Annotated in this window: 1 protein-coding gene (running past one end of the window); it reads left to right on the forward strand. The window is 73.8% G+C overall.

Going from position 1 to position 26,006, the window contains the following annotated elements:
- Positions 1-26,006, forward strand: partial view of a type I polyketide synthase gene (locus tag AC27LF_RS26195; protein ID WP_487231275.1) — the 5' portion only. The gene runs 6,508 nt beyond the window's last position; only the first 26,006 of its 32,514 coding nucleotides appear in the window; its start codon is at positions 1-3; the stop codon falls past the right edge of the window.

Genomic DNA, 26,006 nt, shown 5'->3' on the forward strand with positions numbered 1-26,006 from the left:
ATGCGTTCCGCGCGCACTGATCAGCCGGTCCGCTCCGGCCCGGAATGGCTGCCGTTGCTGCTGCCCGGAGGTCACCTTGAGTCGGTGCGCGCCCACGCCGGGCGGCTGGCCGAGTACCTGGACGCACGGGTGGACGTGCGGCCGGCCGATGTCGGCGCGGCCTTACGCGCGATGGCCGCCGACGGGCCGCACCGCGCGGCCGTCGTCGCCGCCGATCGAACCGGCTTCGCCGACGGCTTGCGGGCGCTGGCGGCCGGCCACGGAGCGCCCGGGCTGGTCGAGGGCACCGCTCTCGGCGGGCCGGTCGCGTTCGTGTTCCCCGGCCAGGGCGGGCAGTGGCCGGGGATGGCGAGGGACCTGCTGGCCGAGTCCCCGGTGTTCCGGGCCCGTCTTGAGGACTGCGCGCAGGCACTTGAGCCCTTCGTGGACTGGCCGCTGCTGGACGTGCTGCGCGATCCGGCCCCGCCCGACCGCGTCGACGTGGTCCAGCCCGCGCTGTTCGCGATGATGGTGGCGCTCGCCGAAGTGTGGCTCTCCCACGGGATCGAGCCCGCCGCGGTGGCCGGGCACAGCCTGGGTGAGGTGGCCGCGGCCGTCGTCGCCGACGCGCTGTCGCTGGAGGACGGCGCGCGGGTGGCGGCACTGTGGAGCCGGGCCCAGGCGACGATCGAGGGCCGGGGCGAGATGGTGTCGGTGCGCGCGCCCGAACAACTGGTGCGCGAGCGGCTGGCGGCATGGCCGGACGCGCTGGTGGTGGCCGCGATCAACGGACCGGCCACGGTGCTGGCGTCCGGGGACACCGCAGCGGCCGCGGAGCTGGTGGCGGCCCTGACCGCCGAGGGGATCCCGGTCCGCCGGGTGGCGGCGCGGCTGGCCGCGCATTCGCCGCAGATCGAGCAGATCCTGCCGTCGATGCGAAGGGACCTCGAACCGATCCGGCCGCGGACGCCGCGGCTCCCGTTCTACTCGGCGCACCTCGGGGCCCGGCTGCCCGGGGACGCGGTGGCGCTGGACGCCGCATACTGGTGCCGGAACCTCCGCCACCCGGTGCGGTTCGAGGAAGCCACCAGGGCCCTGCTCACCGACGGCTGCCGGGTGCTCGTGGAAGTCAGCCCGCACCCGGTGCTGACCGCGGCGATGCAGGAGACCGTGGAATCCGGACCGGTTCCGGCGACGGTGTGCGGTTCGCTGCGCCGCGACCAGGGAGACCTCCGCAGGTTCCTGCTGTCACTGGGCGAGGCATACGTGGGCGGCGCCGAGCCCTGCGGCGATGCGCTGTACGCCGGCCACGCCCCGGAGCCGCCGACCGACCTGCCCGTGGCCGAGGCCGGCACAGGACAGTCCTCTTCGGACCCTTCGCTTCCGGATCCTTCGCTGCATGAGGAACTGGCCGGCCTGGAGCGGGCCCGCCGACAGGCGGTGCTGACAGAGCTGGTGTGCCGCGAGGTCGCCCTCGCCCTGGGCGAGAGCGCGGCGGACGCGGTCGATCCGGACCGGCCGTTCCGCGACCTGGGGTTCGATTCGGTGACCGCGGTCGAGGTGCGCAACCGGGTCGCGGCGGCCAGCGGACTGACGCTGCCGGTCACGGTCACCTTCGACCACCCGACGCCCGCCGCGCTCGCCGCCGCCCTCGCCGAGCGGCTCTTCGGTCCCGATCCCGGCGCCGGTCACGAACCGGACCGGCTCACGCCCGCCACCGAGGACCCGGTCGTGATCGTCGGGATGGGGTGCCGGTATCCGGGCGGCGCCCACGGCCCCGACCGCCTGTGGGAGCTCGTCGCGAGCGGCGCCGACGCGCTGACGCCGTTCCCCGCCAACCGGGGCTGGGACATCACCGGGACGTACGCGCCCGAGAGGGACCGGCCGGGCCACCACTACCAGCGCGAGGCCGGGTTCGTGCACGACGCGGACCTGTTCGACGCCGACTTCTTCGGCATCTCGCCCCGCGAGGCCACCGTGATGGACCCGCAGCAGCGGCTGCTGCTGGAAACGTCGTGGGAGACGATCGAACACGCGGGCATCGACCCGACCACGTTGCGCGGCAGCCGAACCGGCGTGTTCATCGGCGCGATGACACTGGAGTACGGGCCCGGCACGGGCGACGACACCGGCTTCGGTGGGTATGTGTTCACCGGCACCACCGGCAGCGTGCACTCCGGCCGCATCGCGTACAGCCTCGGCCTTGAGGGCCCGGCGGTCACCGTCGACACCGCCTGCTCCTCCTCGCTGGTGGCCCTGCACCTGGCGGTGCAGGCGCTGCGGGCGGGCCAGTGCGACCTGGCCGTGGCCGGCGGTGCCACGGTGATGCCGAACCTCGGCATGTTCGTGGAGTTCTCCCGGCAGGGCGGGCTGGCCGGCGACGGCCGGTGCAAGGCGTTCTCGGCCGCCGCCGACGGCTTCGGCCTGGCCGAGGGCGTGGGCCTGCTGCTGGTGGAACGGATGTCGGACGCTCGGCGCAACGGGCACCAGGTGCTGGCGGTGGTGCGGGGTTCGGCGGTCAACCAGGACGGGGCGTCCAACGGACTGACGGCGCCGAACGGCCCGTCGCAGCAGCGGGTGATCCGGCAGGCACTGGCCGACGCCGGCCTGGCACCGTCCGACGTGGACGTGGTGGAGGCCCACGGCACCGGCACCCGGCTCGGGGACCCGATCGAGGCCCAGACGATCCTGGCGACCTACGGACACAACCGGGAACGTCCGCTGTGGCTGGGCTCGGTGAAGTCCAACCTCGGGCACACGCAGGCCGCGGCCGGGGTAGCCGGGATCATCAAGATGGTCCAGGCGATGCGGCACGGCCTGCTGCCGAAGACCCTGCACGTCGACGAGCCCACCCCGCACGTCGACTGGTCGGCCGGGGCCGTCCGGCTGCTCACCGACCCCACCCCCTGGCCGGACGACGACCGCCCGCACCGGGCCGCGGTCTCCTCCTTCGGCATCAGCGGCACCAACGCCCATGTGATCCTTGAGGCTCCCGAAAAACCCGAACAACCCGAAAAACCGGTGCCGGACGCGGCGCCCGAAGCGCCGTCCGATTCCGTCGCGGTGCCGTGGGTGCTGTCCGGCAAGTCGGACGCGGCGGTCCGGGCGCAGGCCGCCCGGTTGCTGGAGTTCGTCGAGGCGGACCCGGCCCTGCGCACCGCAGACGTGGGCTGGTCGCTGGTCACCTCCCGGTCGCTGTTCGAGCACCGGGCCGTGGTGGCGGGCTCGGACCGGGACGAGTTGCTGGCGGGCCTCAGGAAGGCGGCGACCGGGGAGTCCGCGCCGGGGGTGGCGCGGGGCATCGCGCGGCCCGGCGGCGTGAAGACCGTGTTCGTCTTCCCCGGCCAGGGCGCGCAGTGGACCGGGATGGGCCGCGACCTGATGGCCTCGTCCCCGGTGTTCGCCGCGCGGCTGCGGGAGTGCGCCGACGCGCTGGCCCCCTACGTCGACTGGGACCTGGCCGAGGTGGTCGGTGGCGCCGAGGGCGCTCCCGGGTTCGAACGGGTGGACGTGCTCCAGCCGGTGTCGTGGGCCGTGATGGTGTCGCTCGCGGCACTGTGGCGGTCCTTGGGCGTCGAGCCTTCCGCCGTGGTCGGGCATTCCCAGGGCGAGCTCGCGGCCGCGGTCGTCGGCGGGTACCTCACCCTTGAGGACGCGGCGCGGATCGTCGCGCGGCGCAGCCGGATGATCACCGAGGTGCTGACCGGGCGCGGCGCGATGCTGTCCGTGCTCATGAGCGCGGACTGGGTCACCGAAGCCCTGCGGCCGTGGGCGGGCCGCCTGTGGATCGCGGCGGTCAACGGGCCGGCCTCGGTGTCGGTCTCGGGCGACGCCGAGGCGCTGGGCGAGTTCGGCCGGGTGCTGTCGAAAGCGCGGGTCCATCGCTGGCAGCTGCCCGGGGTGGACTTCGCCGGGCACTCCGGGCACGTCGACGCCATCGAGGAACGGCTGCGCGCGGAGCTGGCCGACATCACCGCGCGGCCGGGCGAGGTGCCGTGGATGTCCACGGTGGACGGGCAGTGGGCCGACCACGCTCGTGTGGACGCCGACTACTGGTATCGCAACCTGCGCGACGTGGTTCGCTTCGAGGACGCGACAAAGGCGCTGATCGCGTCGGGCCACCGGGTTTTCGTGGAGGTCTCGACACACCCGGTGCTGACCACCGCGATCGGCGAGGTGGCGGAGGCGCACCAGAACCCGGGCGTCGTGGTGGCCGGCACACTGCGCCGCGACGACGGCGGCACGGGCCGGTTCGTCGCCGCCCTCGCCGAGGTGGTGGCCGCGGGTGTGGACGCCGACTGGGCCGCCGTGTTCGCCGGCGCCGGCGCGAAGCGCGTGCCGCTGCCGACGTACGCCTTCCAGCGCGAGCGCTTCTGGTTCGACACCGTCGAGGTGGCCACCGATGTCACCGCCGCGGGCCTGAGCCCGGCCGAGCACCCGTTGCTCGGTGCGAGGGTGCCGTTGCCGCACACGGACGGCGTGCTGTTCACGAGCCGGCTGTCGCTGCACACGCACCCGTGGCTGGCCGACCACACCGTGCGGGACACCGTGCTGTTCCCCGGCACCGGCTACGTGGAGCTGGCCGTCCGGGCGGGTGACAGCGTGGGCTGCGACCGGTTGGACGAGCTGACCCTGGACACGTCGCTGGTGGTGCCCGCCGAAGGGGGCGTGCGCGTCCAGGTGGTGGTCTCGGACGCCGACGCCCACTCCCGCCGGAGCGTGGCGGTGTACGCGTGCCCTGACGGACAGGAGGTGTGGACCCGGCACGCCACCGGCGTGCTCGGTACCGGCGTTTCCACGGACGCGGACGCGGACTTCGACGCCGTGACCGGGATCTGGCCGGTGCCCGGCGCGACCGAGGTGGATATTTCGGGCTTGTTCGACGGGCTGGACGCGGCCGGGTTCGCGTACGGCCCCCTGTTCCAGGGCCTGACCCGGGCCTGGCGCCACGGCGACCGGATCCTGGCCGAGGTCGGGCTCCCCGCGGACACCGGCGCCAAATCGTTCGAGATCCACCCCGCGCTGCTCGATTCCGCGGTGCGGGCGGGAAGCCTCGCCGGAGTGGACGGGCTGCCGGCCGGCTTCACGGACGTGGTGCTGCGGGCCTCGGGAGCGTCGAGGCTGCGGGTGGCACTGACCCGCACCGGGCCGGACGAGGTCTCGCTGGCCGTCGCGGACACCGCCGGCCTTCCGGTGCTGTCGATCGGATCGCTGACCGTGCGCCCGCCGACCGCGCGGAGCGTGCGCGCCGGTCTCGGCGACGGCGCACTGGTGCGGCTGGACTGGCCGGGCATCACCGGCACCGCCGCCGCGGCGGCGGACCGGCTGGTGGTCGATCGTCCCGGTTCGATCGCGGACGCCGTGGCGGCGGGACCGCCGCCGCCGGTGGTGGTGCTGCCGGTGACCGGGGACCCGGACGCGGTCGTGGAGTCCGTCCACGACGTCACAGGGTGGGTGCTGGAGCAGGTGCAGCACTGGTTGAGCGACGAGCGGTTCGCCGCCACGCCGCTGGTCGTGGCGACCACGGGCGCGATCGCCGTTAGGCCGGGGGACACGGTCACCGATCCGGCGGCGGCAGCGGTGTGGGGCCTGGTGCGATCGGCGCAGACCGAGAACCCCGGCCGGTTCGTCCTCGTCGACACCGACGCCGAACCGGACACCGCCGTGCTGGGCCGGATCCTGGCCGCTAACGAGCCGCAACTGGCAGTGCGCGCCGGCCGGTTGCACGCCGCTCGCCTGACCCGAGTGAGCCCGGCCGACGGAGCCGGGCCGGTCCTGGACGGTGCCGGCACGGTCGTGATCACGGGCGGCACGGGTGGCCTCGGTGGTCTCTTCGCCCGGCACCTGGCGACCGAGCACGGCGTCCGGCACCTGCTGCTGCTCAGCCGGCGCGGCCCGGACGCACCCGGCGCCACCGAACTGGTGGCGGATCTGGCGCGGCTCGGCGCCGAGACGATCGTCTCGGCGTGCGACGTGACCGACCGGCGGGCCCTGGCCGACGCGCTGGCGTCCGTGGCCGTGGAGCACCCGGTGACGGGGGTCGTGCACACCGCGGCGGTGCTCGACGACGGGGTGATCGGGTCGCTGTCGCGCCGGCAACTCGACCGGGTGCTCGCCCCGAAGGCCGACGCGGCCTGGTATCTGCACGAACTGACCCGCGACCACGACCTGTCCTTGTTCGTGGTCTTCTCGTCCGTCGCGGGCCTCACCGGCAACGGCGGGCAGGGCAACTACGCCGCGGGCAACGCTTTCCTGGACGCGCTCATGCAGCAGCGCCACGACGCGGGACTCCCGGCCCTGTCGCTGGCCTGGGGGCCGTGGACGACCGAGGTCGGCCTGGTCGGCGGTCTCTCCGACACCGACCTGCGGCGCATCGCGCAGTCGGCCATGCCGGAGCTGCCGGTGGCGCAGGGCCTCGCGCTGTTCGACCGGGCGCTGCGTGCCGGTGCGCCGGTGCTGGGACTGACCCGGCTGAACACGGGGGCGTTGCGCGCCCAGGCGGACGTGCCGGCCGTGTGGCGGTCCCTGGCCGGCGGCACCCGGCGCCGCGCGGCCGAGAACACCACGGACAGCACGCGGCTGGCGGGACTGTCCGGTGCGGAGCGCCGACGGGTGCTCGTCGACCTGGTGCGCGAGGCCGCGGCGGCCGTGCTGCGACACGACGCGGGCAGGGAGATCAGCACCACGCAGCCGTTCAAACGGCTCGGGTTCGACTCGCTGACCTCGGTCGAGCTGCGCAACCTGCTGCGGGCGCGGACGGGGCTCGCACTGCCGACCGGTGTCGTGTTCGACCACCCGACCGTGGCCCGGCTGGCGGAGTACCTGTCCGGCAGGCTCGGACAGGCCCCCACCGCGGAGCCGGAGGCACGGCCCGCGGTGATACCGGCACCCGTGGCCGACGACCCCGTCGTCCTGGTGGGGATGGCCTGCCGCTACCCGGGCGGGGTGTCCGATCCGGCCGGTCTGTGGCAGCTGGTCGTGGAGGAAACCGACGCCATCACACCGTTCCCCGCCGACCGCGGCTGGGACCTCGACGCGCTGCGGGGCACCGACGGGCCCGGCCTCTCCGCCACCGAGCACGGCGGATTCCTCGACGGCGTCGGCGACTTCGACGCGGCGTTCTTCGGCATGTCGCCGCGGGAGGCGCTGGCGACGGATCCGCAGCAGCGGCTGCTGCTGGAAGTGTCGTGGGAGGCGCTGGAAGGCGCGGGGATCGACCCCGCCGCGCTGGCGGGCAGTCAGACCGGCGTCTTCACCGGCGTCTACCAGTCCGGCTACGGCGATCTGCTCTCCCGTTCGGCCCACCGCCTGCAGGGGCATCTGCTCACGGGCAGCTTGGCCAGTGTGCTGTCCGGCCGGGTGTCCTACGCGCTGGGCCTTCAGGGTCCGGCGGTGAGCGTGGACACCGCGTGTTCGTCGTCGTTGGTGGCGATGCACCTGGCGGCGCAGGCGTTGCGGGCGGGGGAGTGCTCGCTGGCGCTGGCGGGCGGGGTCACCGTGATGGCCGGCCCCGAGGGATTCGTGGAGTTCACGGCGCAGGGCGGGCTGGCCGCCGACGGACGCTGCAAGTCGTTCGCCGACGCCGCCGACGGCACCGGCTGGTCCGAGGGAGTCGGGATCGTGGTGCTTGAGCGGTGGTCGGACGCCCGTCGCCACGGTCACGAGGTCCTGGCGGTCCTGCGGTCGAGCGCGGTGAACCAGGACGGCGCCTCCAACGGGTTGACGGCGCCGAACGGTCCCGCGCAGCAGCGGGTGATCCGGCAGGCGTTGGCCGCAGCGGGAATGTCCGCTTCGGACATCGACGTGGTGGAGGCCCACGGCACCGGCACCCGGCTCGGCGACCCCATCGAGGCCGAGGCGATCCTGGCCACCTACGGTCAGGACCGCCCCGCCGGCCGGCCGCTCTGGCTGGGGTCGCTGAAGTCGAACATCGGACACACACAGGCCGCGGCCGGCGTGGGCGGTGTGATCAAGATGGTCATGGCCATGCGGCACGGTGTGCTGCCCAGGACCCTGCACGTCGACGAGCCCTCGGCGCGGATCGACTGGTCCCAGGGCGACGTGCGGCTGCTGACCGAGGCGATGCCCTGGCCGGAGAACGGGCATCCGCGCCGGTTCGGCGTGTCCTCGTTCGGGATCAGCGGCACGAACGCGCACGCCATCATCGAAGCCCCCGCCGGCTCTCCGACCGAACCCGCGGCGACCGGTGCCGCGAGTGTCCTGGCCGACGGCGTGCCGTGGGTGCTGTCCGGGAAGTCCGAGGACGCGCTACGGGCGCAGGCGGCCCGGCTGCTGGAGTTCGTGGCAGCGGACCCGTCGCGCAACGCGGTGGACGTCGGCTGGTCGCTGGCCCATTCGCGGTCGGCGTTCGACCACCGCGTCGTGCTGGCGGGCGCGGACCGGGACGAGCTGGTGGCCGGGCTGCGAGCGGTCGCGGCCGGCGACCCGCCCCCCGGAGCGGTGCGGGACACGGTCCGGCCCGAGCCCCGGGTGGGCGTGCTGTTCCCGGGACAGGGCGCGCAGCGGATCGGGATGGCGCGGGACCTCTACGACCGGTCCGCGGTGTTCGCGTCCACCGTGGACATGATTCTGGCCGAGCTGGATCCGCTGTTGGACCGACCGTTGCGTGAGGTCATGTGGGGCGAGGACGCGGAGCTGGTCAACGAGACGGGCTGGGCGCAGCCCGCGTTGTTCACCGTGGAAGCAGCCCTGTTCGAGGTGGTGCGCGCGTTCGGGGTGACTCCGGACTACCTGCTGGGGCATTCGATCGGGGAGCTCACCGCCGCGTATGTGTCGGGTGTGTGGTCGCCGGCCGACGCCTGCCGGGTGGTGGCGGCACGGGCCCGACTGATGCAGGCGTTGCCGGCGGGCGGGGCCATGGCCGCGGTGGGGCTTTCCGAGGCCGAGGTCGCGGACCTGCTCCCCGACGGGGTCTGGGTCGCGGCGGTGAACACCGCGGACTCGGTGGTGCTTTCCGGTCCGCGGGATGACGTCGAGCGGGCGTTGGCCGCCGCGGCCGGGCGCGGCGCCAAGGCGACGCGGTTGCGTGTGTCGCACGCGTTCCACTCGTCCTTGATGGATCCGATGCTGGCGGAGTTCGCCGGCGTCCTGGAGTCGGTGGAGTTCCGGCCGCCGCGGATCCCGGTGGTGTCGAACCTGACCGGCGAACCCGCCGCCGACGACCTGTGCTCGCCGGAGTACTGGGTCCGGCAGGTGCGCGGCACGGTACGGTTCGCCGACGGGGTGCGCTCGCTGGCCGAGCAGGGTGTGACGGCGTTGGTGGAACTCGGCCCGGACGCGGTGCTGTCGGGGCCCGCGCAGCACAGTTGTGCTCCGGGAACGGTGGTGGCGCCGATGTTGCGGCGCGGGCACGACGGCGTGCGCACCGTGCTCTCGGCGCTCGGGCAGCTGTACGCGCAGGGTGTGGCCGTGGACTGGGCCGGGGTGTTCGCCGGGCGTGGCGCCACCCGCGTTCCGCTGCCGACCTATGCCTTCCAGCGGCAGCGGTTCTGGCCGGAGCCGTCTCCGGTCGCGTCCCGGGCGTCCGGCGACCCGGCCGACGAGCGGCTGTGGACGTCGGTGGAGCAGCAGGACGTCGAGGCGCTGGCGGACACGCTCGGCCTCGACAGCGCCGAGGCCGCTTCGATGCTGCCGGCACTGGCGTCGTGGCGCACGCGTCGCCGCGAAGAGTCCACAACGGACGGATGGCGATACCGCGAGAGCTGGAAGCCGCTGGTGGCTCCCACGGCGGCGACGCCCGGCCGCTGGCTGGTCGTGGTACCGGCTGGAGCCGGTGAGGACGCCGGGACTCGGGAGATCGTCGACGCCCTCGGCGCCGGGACTCGGGTGCTGGAGCACAGCGGACCCGATCGCGCGGCGCTCGCCGGGAAGCTGAGCGACGCCGCCGGGTCGGGCGTCCCGGTGGCCGGGGTGCTGTCACCCGCGGCGCTTGAGCCGGACACGGCGACCGGACTGGTGTCGGCCACCCTGCTGCTGCGGGCGTTGCGGGACACGGGTCTGTCCGCCCGCCTGTGGGTGGTGACGCGGGGCGCCGTGTCGACCGGGCCCCATGACCCCGTGACCGCTCCGGGGCAGGGCGCGTTCTGGGGGCTCGGCCGGGTCGCCGCGCTGGAGGAACCCGAGCTGTGGGGCGGTCTGGTGGACCTGCCCGGAACGCTGGACCCGCGCACCGCGCGCCGGTTCGCCGCCGCCGTGTCGGACACCGCGGGCGAGGACCAGATCGCGGTCCGCTCCTCCGGCTGCTACGGCCGCCGGCTGGTGCACGCCCCGGCGAAGACCGCCGGTCCGCCGTCGTGGACGACGTCCGGGACGGCGCTGGTCACCGGGGGCACCGGTGGGCTTGGCGCTCGGGTCGCCCGGTGGCTGGTCGAGCGGGGCGCCGAACACCTCGTGCTGCTGAGCCGGCGCGGACCGGCGGCCGAGGGCGCCGACGAGATCCGGCTGGAACTGGAGGCCGCGGGCGCACGGGTGAGCGTGGTGGCCTGCGACGTCGCCGACCGTGCCGCGCTGACCGCGGTGCTGGCGGACGTACCGGACGAATGCCCCTTGCGGACAGTGGTGCACGCCGCCGGGGTCATGGACGACGACGTGGCGCTGGCGGCGACGACCCGGGAACGGTTCGAGCGTCAGCTGCGGGTGAAGGCCGACGGGGCACGTCATCTCGACGAGCTCACAGGTGATCGGGAACTCGACGCGTTCGTGCTGTTCTCCTCCGGGGCGGCGGCGTGGGGCAGCCGCGGGCAGGCCGCGTACGCGGCGGGCAACGCCTGCCTCGACGCGCTCGCGCAGCACCGCCGCGCGCGGAACCGGACGGCGACATCGGTCGCCTGGGGGTCGTGGGGCGAGACCGGCATGGTGCTGGGCCTGGCCGCGGCCGAGCGGGACGAACTGGACCTGCTGGGTGTCGTGCCGATGCGGCCCGAGCTGGCGATCGCCGCGCTGCAACGGGCGCTGCACCAAGGCGACGCGACAGTCGTCGTCACCGACCTCGACTGGAGCCGGTTCGCTCCGGTGTTCACCGCGGTCCGGCCGAGTGCCCTGCTGTCGGATCTGGCCGAGGTCGCCGAAGCACTGGGCGGCTCGCAGCCGGACGAGGCGAGTTCCGAGGGGCCGGCGGCGCGGCTGGTCGGCCTGTCCGAGGAACAACGCAGGGCCGCGTTGCTCGACCTGGTCGGCGCATCGGCGGCGGCCGTGCTGGGGCACGCGGCCGGCACGCGTATCGACGAGGACCGGCCGTTCAAGGACCTGGGCTTCGACTCGCTGATGGCGGTCGAGCTGCGCAACCTGCTGCAAGCAGGCACGGGGACGAGCCTTCCCGCCGGCCTGGTGTTCGACTACCCGACCGTGAGCCGGCTCGCGGCACACCTGACCGGTGAGTTCGGCGAGGCCCGCGCGGCGGAGGCGGCCACGGTGCCCGCGCTCGTCTCACTCACCGACGACCCCGTCGTCCTGGTCGGCATGGCGTGCCGGTTCCCGGGCGGGGTGACGGGGCCGGACGACCTGTGGCGGCTGGTCATCGACGAGACCGACGGCATCACCCCGTTCCCGGCCGACCGTGGCTGGAACCTGGACGAGTTGCTGGGGACGAACGCCCTCGTGGCGGCCGGCGAAGGCGGTTTCCTCGACGGCGTCGGCGATTTCGACGCGGCGTTCTTCCGGATGTCGCCGCGGGAGGCGCTGGCGACCGATCCGCAGCAGCGGTTGCTGCTCGAAACCTCCTGGGAAGCGCTGGAGCAGGCCGGGATCATGCCCTCGTCGCTGGCGGGCAGCCCCACTGGTGTGTTCGTCGGCGCCTACCAGACCGGCTACACCGAGCTGGCGTCCCACTCCGGCGAGCAGTCGCAGGGGCATCTGATCGTCGGTGGCGCGGGCAGTGTGATCTCCGGCCGGGTGGCCTACACCCTTGGGCTGGAAGGTCCTGCGGTGAGTGTGGACACGGCCTGCTCGTCGTCGTTGGTGGCGATGCATCTGGCCGCACAGGCGTTGCGGGCGGGGGAGTGCTCGCTCGCGCTGGCGGGCGGGGTCATGGTGATGCCCACGCCCGAAGCGTTCGTCGGCTTCACCGCGCAGGGTGCGCTGGCGGCGGACGGTCGCTGCAAGTCGTTCGCGGACGCGGCCGATGGGACCGGGTGGTCCGAGGGCGTCGGCGTGGTCGTGCTGGAGCGGCTGTCCGACGCCCGGCGCAACGGTCATGAGGTGCTGGCGGTGCTGCGGTCGAGCGCGGTGAATCAGGACGGTGCGTCGAACGGTCTGACGGCGCCGAACGGTCCGTCCCAGCAGCGGGTGATCCGGCAGGCGTTGGCCGCGGCGGGGCTGGCCGCCGCCGATGTGGATGTGGTGGAGGCGCACGGCACCGGGACGAAGCTCGGTGATCCGATCGAGGCGGAGGCGCTGCTGGCGACGTACGGTCAGGACCGGCCGGAAGACCGCCCGTTGTGGCTGGGGTCGTTGAAGTCGAACATCGGGCACGCGCAGGCGGCGGCCGGTGTCGCGGGTGTGATCAAGATGGTGATGGCGCTGCGGCACGGAGTGCTGCCGAAGACGCTGCACGTGGACCGACCGTCGGCCCAGGTGGACTGGGCACGAGGCGACGTCCGGCTGCTGACCGAGGCTGTCGCGTGGCCGGAGACCGGCCGCCCCCGCCGGGCGGGCGTGTCCGCGTTCGGGGTCAGCGGCACCAATGCGCACGTGATTCTCGAAGCCCCGCCCGAAGACCCCGGCGTCCCGGCGCGACAGTCGTCCACTGAGGACGGCGTCGTGCCGTGGGTGCTGTCCGGGAAGTCGGCCGAGGCCGCCCAGGAGCAGGCGTCCCGGTTGCTGGAGCACGTCGGCGCCGATCCGTCGCTGCGTCCCCTCGACGTGGCGTGGTCGTTGCTCGGCTCACGAGAGGTGTTCGACCACCGGACGGTCGTCGTGGGCGCCGACCGGGAGGAGTTGCTGGCCGGTCTGCGTGCGGTGGCTGACGGCCGGCCTGCGCCGGGCGTGGTCCGTGGCGTTGCCCGCCACGGTGGTGGCGTGGTGTTCGTGTTTCCGGGTCAGGGTGCGCAGTGGGTGGGGATGGGGCGGGAGTTGCTGGCCGGGTCGCCGGTGTTCGCGCGGTCGATGCGTGATTGTGCGACGGCGTTGGAGCCGTTCATGGACTGGTCGCTGGAGCGGGCGCTCGGTGACGAGGCGGCGTTGGGGCGGGTGGATGTGGTGCAGCCGGTGCTGTGGGCGGTGATGGTGTCGCTGGCCGCGGTGTGGCGGTCGTTCGGCGTCGAGCCCGCGGCCGTGGTGGGCCACTCCCAGGGTGAGATCGCGGCCGCGTGTGTGGCCGGTGGTCTGTCGTTGGCGGACGGGGCGCGGGTGGTGGCGTTGCGCAGCCGCGCGATCGCCGAACAGCTCACCGGTGGCGGGATGGCCGCGCTGCCCATGCCGGCCGGACAGGTGCGCCAACTGCTCGCGGAGCACCCGGACGTGTCGATGGCCGCGATCAACGGGCCGACGTCGACCGTCGTCGCCGGCGAGACCGGCGCTCTGGAGCGGCTGCTGGCCGACTGCGAGGGGCGAGGTGTGCGGGCGCGGCGGATCGCGGTGGACTACGCGTCGCACTCGCGGCTGGTGGAGCGGATCGAGGAGCGGCTGCTGACCGACCTGGCGCCGATCGCGCCGCGGCCCGCGGTGGTCCCGGTCTTTTCGTCCGTGACAGGGGAGCAGGCGGACACCGCGGAGTGGGACGCGCGGTACTGGTACCGCAATCTGCGGAGCACGGTGCGGTTCGAGGACGCGCTCACGGCCGCCCTCGACACGGGGCCGGGCACGGTGCTCGAAGTCAGCCCGCACACGGTGCTGGTGCCCGCCGTACAGGACATGGTGGACGGTCGCGAAAGCACCGTCGTGATGGGCACCCTGCGTCGCGGTGAAGGCGGCTTCCCCCGGACGGCAGTGGCGCTCGCGCAGGCGTACGCGCACGGCGTCCGCGTGGACTGGGCGACACTGTTCGCGGGTCGCGACGCCAGGCGCGTCGCGTTGCCGACGTATGCGTTCCAGCACGAACGCTTCTGGCCCGAACCGGCCACCGGGCCCGCCGACGTGACCGCGGCCGGTCTCAGCTCCGCGCGGCACCCGTTGCTGGGCGCGACGGTGCCGTTGCCGCAGACGGACGGCGTGCTGTTCACCAGCCGCCTGTCCCTGCGCACCCATCCCTGGCTCGCCGACTACACCGTGCGCGGCGTCGCGGTGCTGCCCGGGACCGCGTACGTCGAGCTGGCGGTCCGCGCCGGCGACAGCGTGGGCTGCGACCGGCTTGAGGAACTGGTCCTGGAGGCGCCGCTGGTGCTGCCCGCCCAGGGCGGCGTGCAGGTGCAGGTCGTGGTCGGCGACGCCGATACCGGGACACGTCGGCGGAACGTGGCCGTGTACGCGCGTCCCGACGGGCAGGAGGAGTGGATCCGGCACGCCACCGGCCAGTTGGGCGCCGACGGCCAGGTTCTCGCCGGGACGGCGTTCGACCCGGTCACCCAGGCATGGCCGCCGCGGGAGGCGATACCGCTGGACACCGCGGGCTTCTACGAGCGGCTCGATGACGACGGGTTCGGCTACGGGCCGGTGTTCCAGGGGCTGACCCGGGCGTGGCGATCCGGCGAGCGGATCCTCGCCGAGATCGAGCTGCCCGAGGCCGGCCGTGGCCTGGCCAAGTCGTTCGGCATCCACCCCGCGTTGCTGGACGCCGCGCTGCAGACCTCGGCGTTCGCCGGGCTGGACGGGCTTCAGTTCGGCTTCACCGACGTGGTGCTCCAAGCGTCCGGTGCGTCCCGGGTGCGGGTCGCGCTCACCCGTGTCGGCCCGGACCAGGTTGCCGTGGCGATCGCGGACTCGACCGGACGTCCCGTGCTGTCGATCGGCTCCCTGATCATGCGGCCGCTGACGGCCGACGGTCTGAGTGCGGGCACCGGCGACGGCGCGCTGCTCGAACTGCGGTGGAACGCCGTGCCCGCGACCGCCGCGATCCCGGTGGACCAGTGGCGCCTGGCCGGGCCCGATGATCAGGTGCTCTCGGCACTCGACGGCGAGCCGACGCCTGCCGCGGTAGTGCTGCCGGTGTCCTCAGACCCGGGCGCGGTGGCCGACTCCGCGCACCAGGCCGCGGGCCGGATGCTGGGCCGACTACAGGACTGGCTGGCCGATGAGCGCTCGGCGGATGTTCCGCTGGTCGTGGTGACGACCGGGGCTGTGAGCACCGGCCGGAACGATCCGGTGACCGATCCGGCCGCCGCCGCGGTGCACGGTCCGGTGCGCTCGGCGCAGGCCGCGTACCCGGGCCGGATCGTCCTGCTCGACGCCGACACCGAGCTGGACGCCGCCGGACTGGGCCTGGCGCTGGCCACCGGCGAGCCGTACCTCGCCCTGCGCGCCGGGCAGTTCCACGCCGCCCGGCTCACCCGGGTCAGCGGTGCCGCCACAGCCCCGCCGGCGCTGGATCCCGCGGGGACGATCGTGATCACGGGCGGCACCGGCCACCGCGCTGGTGTCCTCGCCCGGCACCTCGTCACCGGGCACGGGGTCCGGCACCTGCTGCTGGTCGGCGGGCGCGGCCCTGCCACGCCCGAGGCCGAGGCGGTTGCCGCGGACCTGACGGAGCGGGGCGCCACCGTGTCGGTCGTGGCGTGCGACATGACCGATCGGGCGGCCCTGGCCGACGTGCTCGCGTCCGTGCCGCCGGAGCACCCGGTGACCGGGGTCGTGCACGCCGCGGACGTGGACGACGACTTCGCGGTGGAGACGCTGTCCCGGGAGGAGTTCGACAGGGTGCTGGCGCCGCGGATCGAGGGCGCCTGGCATCTGCACGAGCTGACCCGGGACCTCGATCTCGCGTTCTTCGTGCTGTTCTCGTCGCTCGACGCGGTCACCGGGACCGCGTTCGCCGACTGGCTGGCGCGGCAGCGCCGCCGGGACGGGCTCCCCGGTCTGTCGCTGGCCTGGGGTTCTGGGGCTTCCGAGCACGGGTTGTCGACGCAGCAGAGCATGGACCTGTTCGACCGGGCGCTGGGCTCGCAGGACCCGGCGCTCGTGCTGACCCGGCTGAACCTGCCGGCGCTGCGGGCCCAGGCCGAGGTGCCCGCGGTGTGGCGCTCGCTCGCGGGCACCACGGTGCGGCGTGCGGCCGACAACTCGCGCGGTGCCGGGGAAGGACTGTCACGGCGGCTCGCCGGACTGTCCGCCGTGGAGCGTGACCGCCTTCTGGTGGAGCTGGTGCGCGAGTCGGCCGCGGCGGTGCTCGGCTACCCGTCGGGTGAGCGGATCGGCACGGACCAGCCGTTTCGCGAGCTGGGCTTCGACTCCGTGACGGCGGTCGACCTGCGCAACACGTTGGAGGCCGGCGTCGGCGCCACCCTGCCGGCGACCCTGGTGTTCGACTACCCGACCGTCACCCGCCTCGCCGCGCACCTGGCAGAGGAGTTCGGGAACACGGCCCCGGCCCCGGCGGCCGGCGCCGTCACGCGGCCCGTGGCGGCGGCCCCGGTGGCCGATGATCCGGTCGTGCTGGTGGGCATGGCCTGCCGGTACCCCGGCGGAGTGTCCGATCCGGACGGTCTTTGGCGGCTCGTGGCCGACGGGACCGACGCCATCACCGCGTTCCCCGACGATCGCGGCTGGGACCTGGAGACACTGCGGGGCACCGACGGGCCCGGCTCCGGGACCTCGGCCACCGGCCGCGGTGGTTTCCTCGACGGGGCCGGTGAGTTCGACGCGGCGTTCTTCCGGATCTCGCCGCGGGAGGCGTTGGCGACCGATCCGCAGCAGCGGCTGCTGCTGGAGGTGTCGTGGGAAGCCCTGGAGCAGGCGGGAATCGATCCGCTCTCGCTGGCGGGCAGCTCGACCGGGGTGTTCGCGGGCGTCTACTCCTCGAACTACGCCAACCTGGTCGCCCGCGGTGGTGAGCACCTGCAGGGGCACCAGATCACGGGTGGGGCGGCCAGTGTGATCTCCGGCCGGGTGGCCTACACGCTGGGGCTGGAAGGCCCCGCGGTGAGTGTGGACACCGCGTGCTCGTCGTCGCTGGTGGCGATGCACCTGGCCGCGCAAGCCCTGCGGACGGGTGAGTGCACGCTGGCGCTGGCCGGCGGTGTCACGGTGATGGCCACCGCCGACGCGTTCGTCTGGTTCACCGCGCAGGGCGGACTGTCGCAGGACGGCCGGTGCAAGTCGTTCTCGGACGACGCGGACGGCACCGGGTGGTCCGAGGGTGTCGGTGTGGTGGTGATGGAGCGGCTGTCGGACGCGCGCCGCAACGGTCATGAGGTGCTGGCGGTGCTGCGGTCGAGCGCGGTGAACCAGGACGGTGCGTCGAACGGTCTGACGGCGCCGAACGGTCCGTCCCAGCAGCGGGTGATCCGGCAGGCGCTCGCCGCGGCCGGTCTGTCCGCCGCGGACGTGGACGTGGTGGAGGCGCACGGCACCGGGACGAAGCTCGGTGATCCGATCGAGGCGCAGGCGGTGCTGGCGACCTACGGCCGGGACCGCGTGGACGGGCAGCCGCTGTGGCTGGGCTCGTTGAAGTCGAACATCGGACACACCCAGGCCGCGGCGGGAGTGGGCGGTGTGATCAAGATGGTGCTCGCGTTGCGCCACGGGATTCTGCCCAAGACCCTGCACGTGGACGAGCCCTCGACGCAGATCGACTGGACGCAGGGCGACGTACGGCTGCTGACCGAGGCGACGCCGTGGCCGGACACCGGCCGTCCGCGCCGGGCCGGGGTGTCGTCGTTCGGCGTCAGCGGGACGAACGCCCACGTGATCCTGGAGGCGGCAGCGGGCGACGAGCGTCGTGCCGCCCCGCAAACCCCCGCCGTGCTCACGGCCGCGGTGCCGTGGGTGCTGTCGGGCCGGACGAAGGAGGCCCTCAGGGCGCAGGCCGCGCGGCTGCTGGACTTCGTGGAGGCGGACCCGTCGCTGCGACCGGCCGACATCGGGTGGTCGCTGGCCGGTTCCCGCGCGGTGTTCGACCACCGCGCCGTGGTGCCGGGCACGGATCGAGACGAACTCGTCACCGGGTTGCGTGCCCTCGCGGCGGGTGAGCCCGGCGCCGGGACCGTCTCGGATGCCGCGAAGGCCGACACGCGGCTCGGGGTGTTGTTCACCGGGCAGGGTGCGCAGCGGGTCGGGATGGCCCGCGGGCTCTACGGGGAGTCGCCGGTGTTCGCCGCCGCGCTGGACGGGGTTCTCGCGGAGTTGGATCCGCTGCTGGATCGGCCGTTGCGTGAGGTGATGTGGGGCGAGGACGCGGAGCTGATCAACGAGACGGGGTGGGCGCAGCCGGCCCTGTTCGCGGTCGAGGCGGCGTTGTTCGAGGTGCTGCGGGCGTTCGGGACGACCCCGGACTATCTGCTGGGACATTCGATCGGTGAGGTCACGGCCGCTTACGTCGCCGGGGTGTGGTCGCTGGGTGACGCGTGCCGGGTGGTGGCCGCGCGGGCCCGGCTGATGCAGGCGCTCCCTTCGGGCGGCGCGATGGCCACGATGACGCTGGCCGAGGCCGACATCGCCGAGATCCTGCCGGAGACCGTGTCGGTCGCGGCCGTGAACACGGCGGACTCGGTGGTGGTCTCGGGGCCGCGGGGCGACGTGGACCGGGTGGCCGAGGTGGCGTCCGCCCGCGGCGCCCAGGTGACGCGGCTGCGGGTGTCGCACGCGTTCCACTCGCCCTTGATGGATCCGATGCTGGCGGAGTTCGCCGTGGTACTGGAGACGGTCGCGTTCCGGCAGCCGCGGATCCCGATCGTGTCGAACCTGACCGGTGAGATCGCGTCCGCTGAAGAGCTGTGCTCCCCGCGGTACTGGACGGACCAGGTCCGCGGCACGGTCCGATTCGCCGACGGTGTGCGCCTGCTCGCCGACCAGGGCGTGACCGCGCTGGTGGAACTGGGGCCCGACGGTGTGCTTTCCGGTGCGGCGCACCACAGTTGTGCGCCGGGCACGCTCGTGACGCCGGTGCTGCGCCGCGATCAGGACGACGCGTCGGCGGTGCTGTCCGCGGTGGCGCGGCTGTTCGTGGACGGTGTGGCGGTGGACTGGACCGCGGTGTTCGCGGGCCGGGGCGCGGCGCGGGTGGCGCTGCCGACCTACGCGTTCCAGCACCGCCGCTTCTGGCCCGACACGGTCGCAGGCGTCGCCGACGTGACCTCGGCCGGGTTGAGCCCGGCGGAGCACCCGCTGCTCGGCGCCGTGGTGCCGTCGCCCACGGACGACGGGATCGTGTTCACCAGCCGGCTTTCGCTGCGCACGCACCCGTGGCTGGCCGCCCACACGGTGGGCGGCACCGCGGTCTTCCCGGGCACGGCCAGTGTCGAGCTGGCCGTCCGCGCCGGCGACAGCGTGGGCTGCGACCGGGTCGAGGAACTAGCGCTGGAGACGCCGCTGGTGCTGCCGGCCACGGGAGTCGTCCAGGTCCAGGTCCTGGTCGGTGCCGCCGACGAGGACGCGCGGCGGAGCTTCGCCCTGTACGCGCGGGCGGACGGCGCACGGGAGTGGACCCGCCACGCCACCGGCCGGCTGGGCACGGCCGCCCGCGCGGCCGGTCCGGACCCGTTCGGCCCGCTGCGCGGGGTCTGGCCCGCGCCGGAAGCCGAGGAAATCGACGTGACCGGGTTCTACGAGCCCTCCGCCGAACACGGCTCGATGTTCCAGGGGCTGACGAAGGCGTGGCGCCACGGCGACCGGATCCTCGCGGAGGTCGAGCTGCCCGAGTCCGGCCGTGGTGCCGCGGAGTCGTTCGGGCTCCACCCCGCGCTGCTGGACGCGGCACTGCGGGCAAGCACGCTCGCGGGCAGGGAAGGGGCGGGGTCCGCCTTCCGCGACGTGGATCTGCTCGCTTCCGGTGCGGCCCGGCTCCGGGTCGCGCTGACTCCCGAGGGGCCGGACGAGGTGTCGCTCGCGACCGCCGACGGGACCGGCTCACCCGTGCTGTCGATCGGTTCCGTGACGCTGCGACCGCTCGACGCGGTCGGCACCGTGGTGGACACCGGGGACCGTTCCCTGCTGGAGATCAGCTGGGTACCGACTCCTGGCGGTGCCACCCCGCTGGGCCGCTGGACCGTCGTCGGGCCCATGGACCCCGTGCCCGCTGCCGAGGAGGGCACGGTGGTGCTGCGGGCGTCCGGGAACTCGGACTCGGTGGTGGACAGCACGCATGAGCTGACCGCCGATGTGCTCCGGCAGTTGCAGCAGTGGCCGGCGGACCCCGCGGGCCCGCCGCTGATCGTGTGGACCCGGGGCGCGGTCACCACCGCACCCGGTGACCCGGTCACGGATCTGGCCGCGGCGGCTGTGTGGGGCCTGGTCCGGTCGGCGCAGACGGAGAACCCGGGCCGGTTCGTCCTGCTCGACACCGACTCCCGCACCGACCGGCTCGACGCCACGGTGCTCGGTGACGTACTGGCCGCCGGCGAGCCCCAACTGGCGCTGCGCGACGGCCGGCTCTTCGCGACGCGCCTGACCCGGGCCGACGCGGGTGACGAACCGGCGCCGGTGCTGGATCCCGAGGGTACGGTCGTCGTCACCGGCGGCACCGGTGGGCTGGGCGCGCTGGCAGCACGGCACCTGGTGACCGAGTACGGCGCGCGGAACCTCCTGCTGGTCAGCCGGCGCGGTGCGGCTGCCCCGGGTGCCGGGGAACTGCTGGCGGAGCTCGGCGCGCTCGGCGCCACGGTGGCGGCGTCGGCCTGTGACGCGTCCGACCGGCAGGCGCTCGCCGAGGCGCTCGCCGAGGTCCCGCCCGAGCACCCGGTGACCGGGGTCGTGCACGTCGCGGGCGTCGTCGACGACGGTGTGCTCGCGTCGCTGTCGCGCGAGCAACTGGACCGGGTGCTCGCCCCCAAGGTGGACGCGGCCTGGAACCTGCACGAGCTGACCCGGGACCTGTCGTTCTTCGTGGCCTTCTCGTCGCTCGGCGGCCTGCTGGGCGGCGGTGGCCAGGCCAACTACGCCGCGGGCAACGCGTTCCTCGACGCGCTGATGCAGCAGCGCCGCCACCACGGGCAGCCGGGCATGTCGCTGGCCTGGGGACCGTGGTCCACAAAGCTCGGCATGGTGGGCGCCCTGTCCGGCACCGACCGGCGGCGGATCGCGCGCTCGGCCACCCCGCCGATGTCGGTGGAGCAGGGCATGGAGCTGTTCGACCGGGCGTTGCGCGCGGACCGTCCGCTGCTGGCACCGACCCGGCTGGACATGGCCGCGCTGCGGGCCCAGCGGGACATCACGCCACTGTGGCGTTCCCTGGCCGGGTCCGCGGCGCGGCGTGCCGCGGACAACACCGACGGCGGCGGCGACGGCCTCGGCCGACGGCTGGCCGCACTGTCCGACGCGGACCGGCTGGAGGCGCTGGCCGACCTGGTCCGCGAGTCGGCCGCGACGGTGCTGGGGCACGCCCCGGGCGAGCGGATCGACATCGCTCAGCCGTTCCGCGAGCTGGGCTTCGACTCGCTGACCGCGGTCGAACTGCGCAATCTGCTACAGGCCAGGACCGGCGTCGCCCTGGCGGCCAGCCTGGTGTTCGACCACCCGACCGTCGGCCACGTGGCGAGGTACCTGGCGGCCGAGTTCGGCGCGCAACCCGCCGAGGCCGCCGTGATGCCGGCTCTCGCGTCCGTCGCCGACGATCCGATCGTGCTGGTGGGCATGGCGTGCCGGTTCCCGGGCGGCGTCTTCGGCCCGGAGGACCTGTGGCGGCTGGTCGCCGAGGGGACCGATGGGATCACGCCGTTCCCGGCCGACCGCGGCTGGGACCTGGACTCGCTGCTGGGCAGCGGCGGCCCGGGCACCGGTACGTCCGCGACCGGCGAGGGCGGGTTCCTCGACGAGCCGGGCGAGTTCGACGCGGCCTTCTTCCGGATCTCCCCGCGTGAGGCGCTGGCCACCGACCCGCAGCAGCGGCTGCTGCTGGAGGTGTCGTGGGAGGCACTGGAACGCGCGGGCATCGACCCGAGTTCGCTGGCCGGCAGTGCGACCGGTGTGTTCACGGGCGTCTACCAGACCGGTTACGCCGAACTGGTCGCACGAGCCGAGGAGCAGCTGCAAGGCCATCTGCTCACCGGCGCGGCCGGGAGCGTGATGTCGGGGCGCGTGGCGTACACGTTCGGCTTCGAAGGCCCTGCGGTGAGTGTGGACACGGCGTGTTCGTCGTCGTTGGTGTCGATGCACCTGGCGGCGCAGGCGCTGCGGTCGGGCGAGTGCTCGCTCGCCCTCGCGGGCGGTGTCACAGTGATGGCCGCGGCGGACATGTTCGTCCGGTTCACGCTGCAGGGTGGTCTGGCGGCGGACGGCCGGTGCCGGTCGTTCTCGGACGATGCCGAGGGGACCGGGTGGTCCGAGGGCGTCGGTGTGGTGGTGCTGGAGCGGCTGTCGGACGCTCGCCGCAACGGTCATGAGGTGCTGGCGGTGCTGCGGTCCAGCGCGGTGAATCAGGACGGCGCGTCGAACGGTCTGACGGCGCCGAACGGCCCCTCTCAACAGCGGGTGATCCGGCAGGCGTTGGCCGCGGCGGGGCTGTCCGCCGCCGATGTGGATGTGGTGGAGGCGCACGGCACCGGGACGAAGCTCGGTGATCCGATCGAGGCGCAGGCGGTGCTGGCGACCTACGGTCAGGACCGGCCAGAGGACCGGCCGCTCTGGCTGGGGTCGCTGAAGTCGAACATCGGACACGCGCAGGCGGCGGCCGGTGTCGGTGGTGTGATCAAGATGGTGATGGCGTTGCGGCACGGGCTGCTGCCGAAAACCCTGCACGTGGCCGAGCCGTCGACAAAGGTCGACTGGTCCCAGGGCAACGTGCGGCTGCTCGCCGAGGCGACGCCGTGGCCGGAGACCGGTCGCCCCCGCCGGGCCGGGGTGTCGGCGTTCGGCGTGAGCGGGACCAACGCGCACGTGATCCTTGAGGCTCCTGCCGAAGCCGACGCGGACGACACCCCGGCTGTCGAAACCCCGGCTGTCGAAGCCGTGGCCGGGGAGGAAGCAGCCGAGGTCGAGCCTGTGGTGCCGTTGGTGCTCTCGGGCAAGTCGGGTGGGGCGGTGCGGGCTCAGGCGGCCCGGTTGCTGGAGTACTGGGAGCGGTGTCCGTCGGTGGGTGGGGTGGATGTGGGGTGGTCGTTGGTGAGTTCGCGGGCGGTGTTCGGTCATCGGTTGGTGGTGGTGGGTGCTGGTCGGGGGGAGTTGCTGGCCGGTTTGCGTGCGGCGGCTGCGGGTGAGGCGGCTCGGGGTGTGGTGGGGGGTGTGGCGCGGGTGGGGAGCAGGGCGGTGTTCGTGTTTCCGGGTCAGGGTGCGCAGTGGGTGGGGATGGGGCGGGAGTTGCTGGCCGGGTCGCCGGTGTTCGCGCGGTCGATGCGTGCTTGTGGTGAGGCGTTGGGGCCGTTTGTGGACTGGTCGTTGGAGCGGGTGCTGGGTGATGAGGTGGCGTTGGGGCGGGTGGATGTGGTGCAGCCGGTGTTGTGGGCGGTGATGGTGTCGTTGGCCGCGGTGTGGCGGTCGTTCGGTGTGGAGCCGGCTGCGGTGGTGGGGCATTCGCAGGGTGAGATCGCGGCGGCGTGTGTGGCGGGTGGTCTGTCGTTGGCTGATGGGGCGCGGGTGGTGGCGTTGCGGAGCCGGGCGATCGCGGAAGAGGTTGCCGGTGGCGGTGGGATGGTGGCCTTGCCGTTGCCTGCCGGTCAGGTGCGTGAGCTGCTCGCGGAGCACCCGGACGTGTCGATGGCCGCGATCAACGGGCCGGAGTCGACGGTCGTCGCCGGCGAGACCGGTGCTCTGGAGCGGCTGCTGGCCGACTGCGAGGGGCGGGGTGTGCGGGCGCGGCGGATCGCGGTGGACTACGCGTCGCACTCGCGTCTGGTGGAGCGGATCGAGGAGCGGCTGCTGACCGACCTGGCGTCGATCGCGCCGCGGCCCGCGGCGATCCCGGTGTTTTCGTCCGTGACAGGGGAGCAGGCGGACACCGCGGAGTGGGACGCGGGGTACTGGTATCGGAATCTGCGGAGCACGGTGCGGTTCGAGGAGGCGGTCACGGCGGCGTTGGATGCCGGTGACCGGGTGGTGCTGGAGGTGAGTCCGCATCCGGTGCTGGTGCCCGCGGTGCAGGACATCGTCGACTCCCGTGAGGGCGTGGTGCCCGTCGCGGGCACGCTCCGGCGTGGCGAAGGGTCCCTGCACCGCATGGTGCTGGCGGTCGCCCAGGCCAGTGTCCACGGCGTGGCCGTGGACTGGACGACCGTGCTCCCGGACTCCGGGGCGCGGCGCGTCCAGCTCCCGACCTACGCCTTCCAGCATCAGCGCTTCTGGCCACAGAGCGCCGGCGGGGCGACCGACGTCGGCGCGGCCGGGCTTACGGCGGCGGAGCATCCGTTGCTGGGAGCGATGCTGTCGTTGCCGCAGAACGACGAGGTGGTCTTCACCAGCAGGCTGTCGGTGCGGACGCATCCGTGGCTTGCGGACCATGCCGTGCGCGATTCGGTGATCTTCCCCGGCACCGGGTACGTGGAGCTGGCGATCCGCGCGGGAGACAGCGTCGGCTGCGACCGGCTCGACGAACTCGTCCTTGAGGCGCCGCTCGTGCTCCCCGCCTCAGGCGGCGCGCAGGTGCAGGTGGTGGCCGGGGCGCTCGACGAGGCTGAACGGTGCAGCGTCACGGTGTATGCGCGGGTGGACGGCGAGGAGAGATGGACTCGCCACGCGACCGGTGTCGTGAGCGCGTCCGCCGCCGACGACCGGGCCGACGACGCGTTCCACCCTCTTGCCCATACCTGGCCCGCCGCGGATGCGGCACCGCTGGAGACCGAGCAGTTCTACCAGCGGCTGGCCGAAGGCGGTTTCCTCCGCTACGGCCCGGTGTTCCAGGGGCTGCGCAAGGCATGGCGGAGCGGGGACCGGATCCTCGCCGAGGTCGAACTGCCGGAGTCCGCCCGCGCTTCGGCAAAGTCGTTCGGCATCCATCCGGCGCTGCTGGACGCGGCACTGCACACCACGGTCTTCGCCGGTCTCGACGCGGCCGAGCAGGGCGGGCTGCCGTTCAGCTTCACCGACGTACGGCTGCGCGCCTCGGGTGCGTCGCGGCTGCGGGTCGTACTCACCCGGACCGGCCCGGACCAGGTCGCCGTCGCGGTCGCCGACAGCGCAGGCGCTCCCGTGCTGTCCATCGGATCGCTGGCCGTGCGGGCGCTCGCCCCGGACAGCCTGACGGCCGGCTTGGGCGACGGGGCCGTGTTGCTGACGCAGTGGAGTGAGACCGGGCCCGGCGCAGCCGACCCGATGGGTGACTGGGTGACAGTCGCCTCCCGTGGCGCGGACCACCTCGACCTGAGCGCGGTCGGTACCGCGCTCGACGAGGGCAGGCCGGTGCCCGGAGCGGTCGTGCTGGCCGTGGCCGGCGGGCCGCACCCGGTGGTCAGGTCCACGCACGAACTCACCGGCTGGGTGCTGCGGCAGCTGCAGTACTGGCTTGGTGAGGCACGGTTCGCGTCGATCCCGCTGGTGGTGTCGACCCGGGGCGCGGTGGCCGTGCGCTCGGGCGAGCCGGTGACCGACCTGGCCGCCGCCGCGGTGTGGGGTCTCGTGCGGTCGGCGCAGTCGGAGAACCCGGACCGGATCGTGCTGCTCGACACCGACACCGACACCGACACCGGCACTGGCATCGGGATCGAGGCCGGTGTGCTGGGCGCGATCCTGGCGTCCGGCGAGCCGCAGTGGGCGGTGCGCGGCGGGCGGTTGCACACCGCACGGCTCGTCCGGGCCCGGCCGGCCGACGAACTGCCCGCACCGCAGGACGTGCCCTGGCGGTTGGACTCCACGGACAAGGGCATGCTGGAGAACCTGGCGCTCGTGCCGGCTCTGGAACTGGCCGATCCGCTTGCACACGGGCAGGTGCGCGTCCAGGTCCACGCGGCGGGCCTCAACTTCCGCGATGTGCTCAACGCGCTCGACATGGTCAGCGACGTACGCGCGGCGGGCCCGCTGGGCAGCGAGGTCGCCGGTGTCGTCACGGAGGTCGGTCC

This window comes from Streptomyces diversicolor (assembly GCF_057537855.1).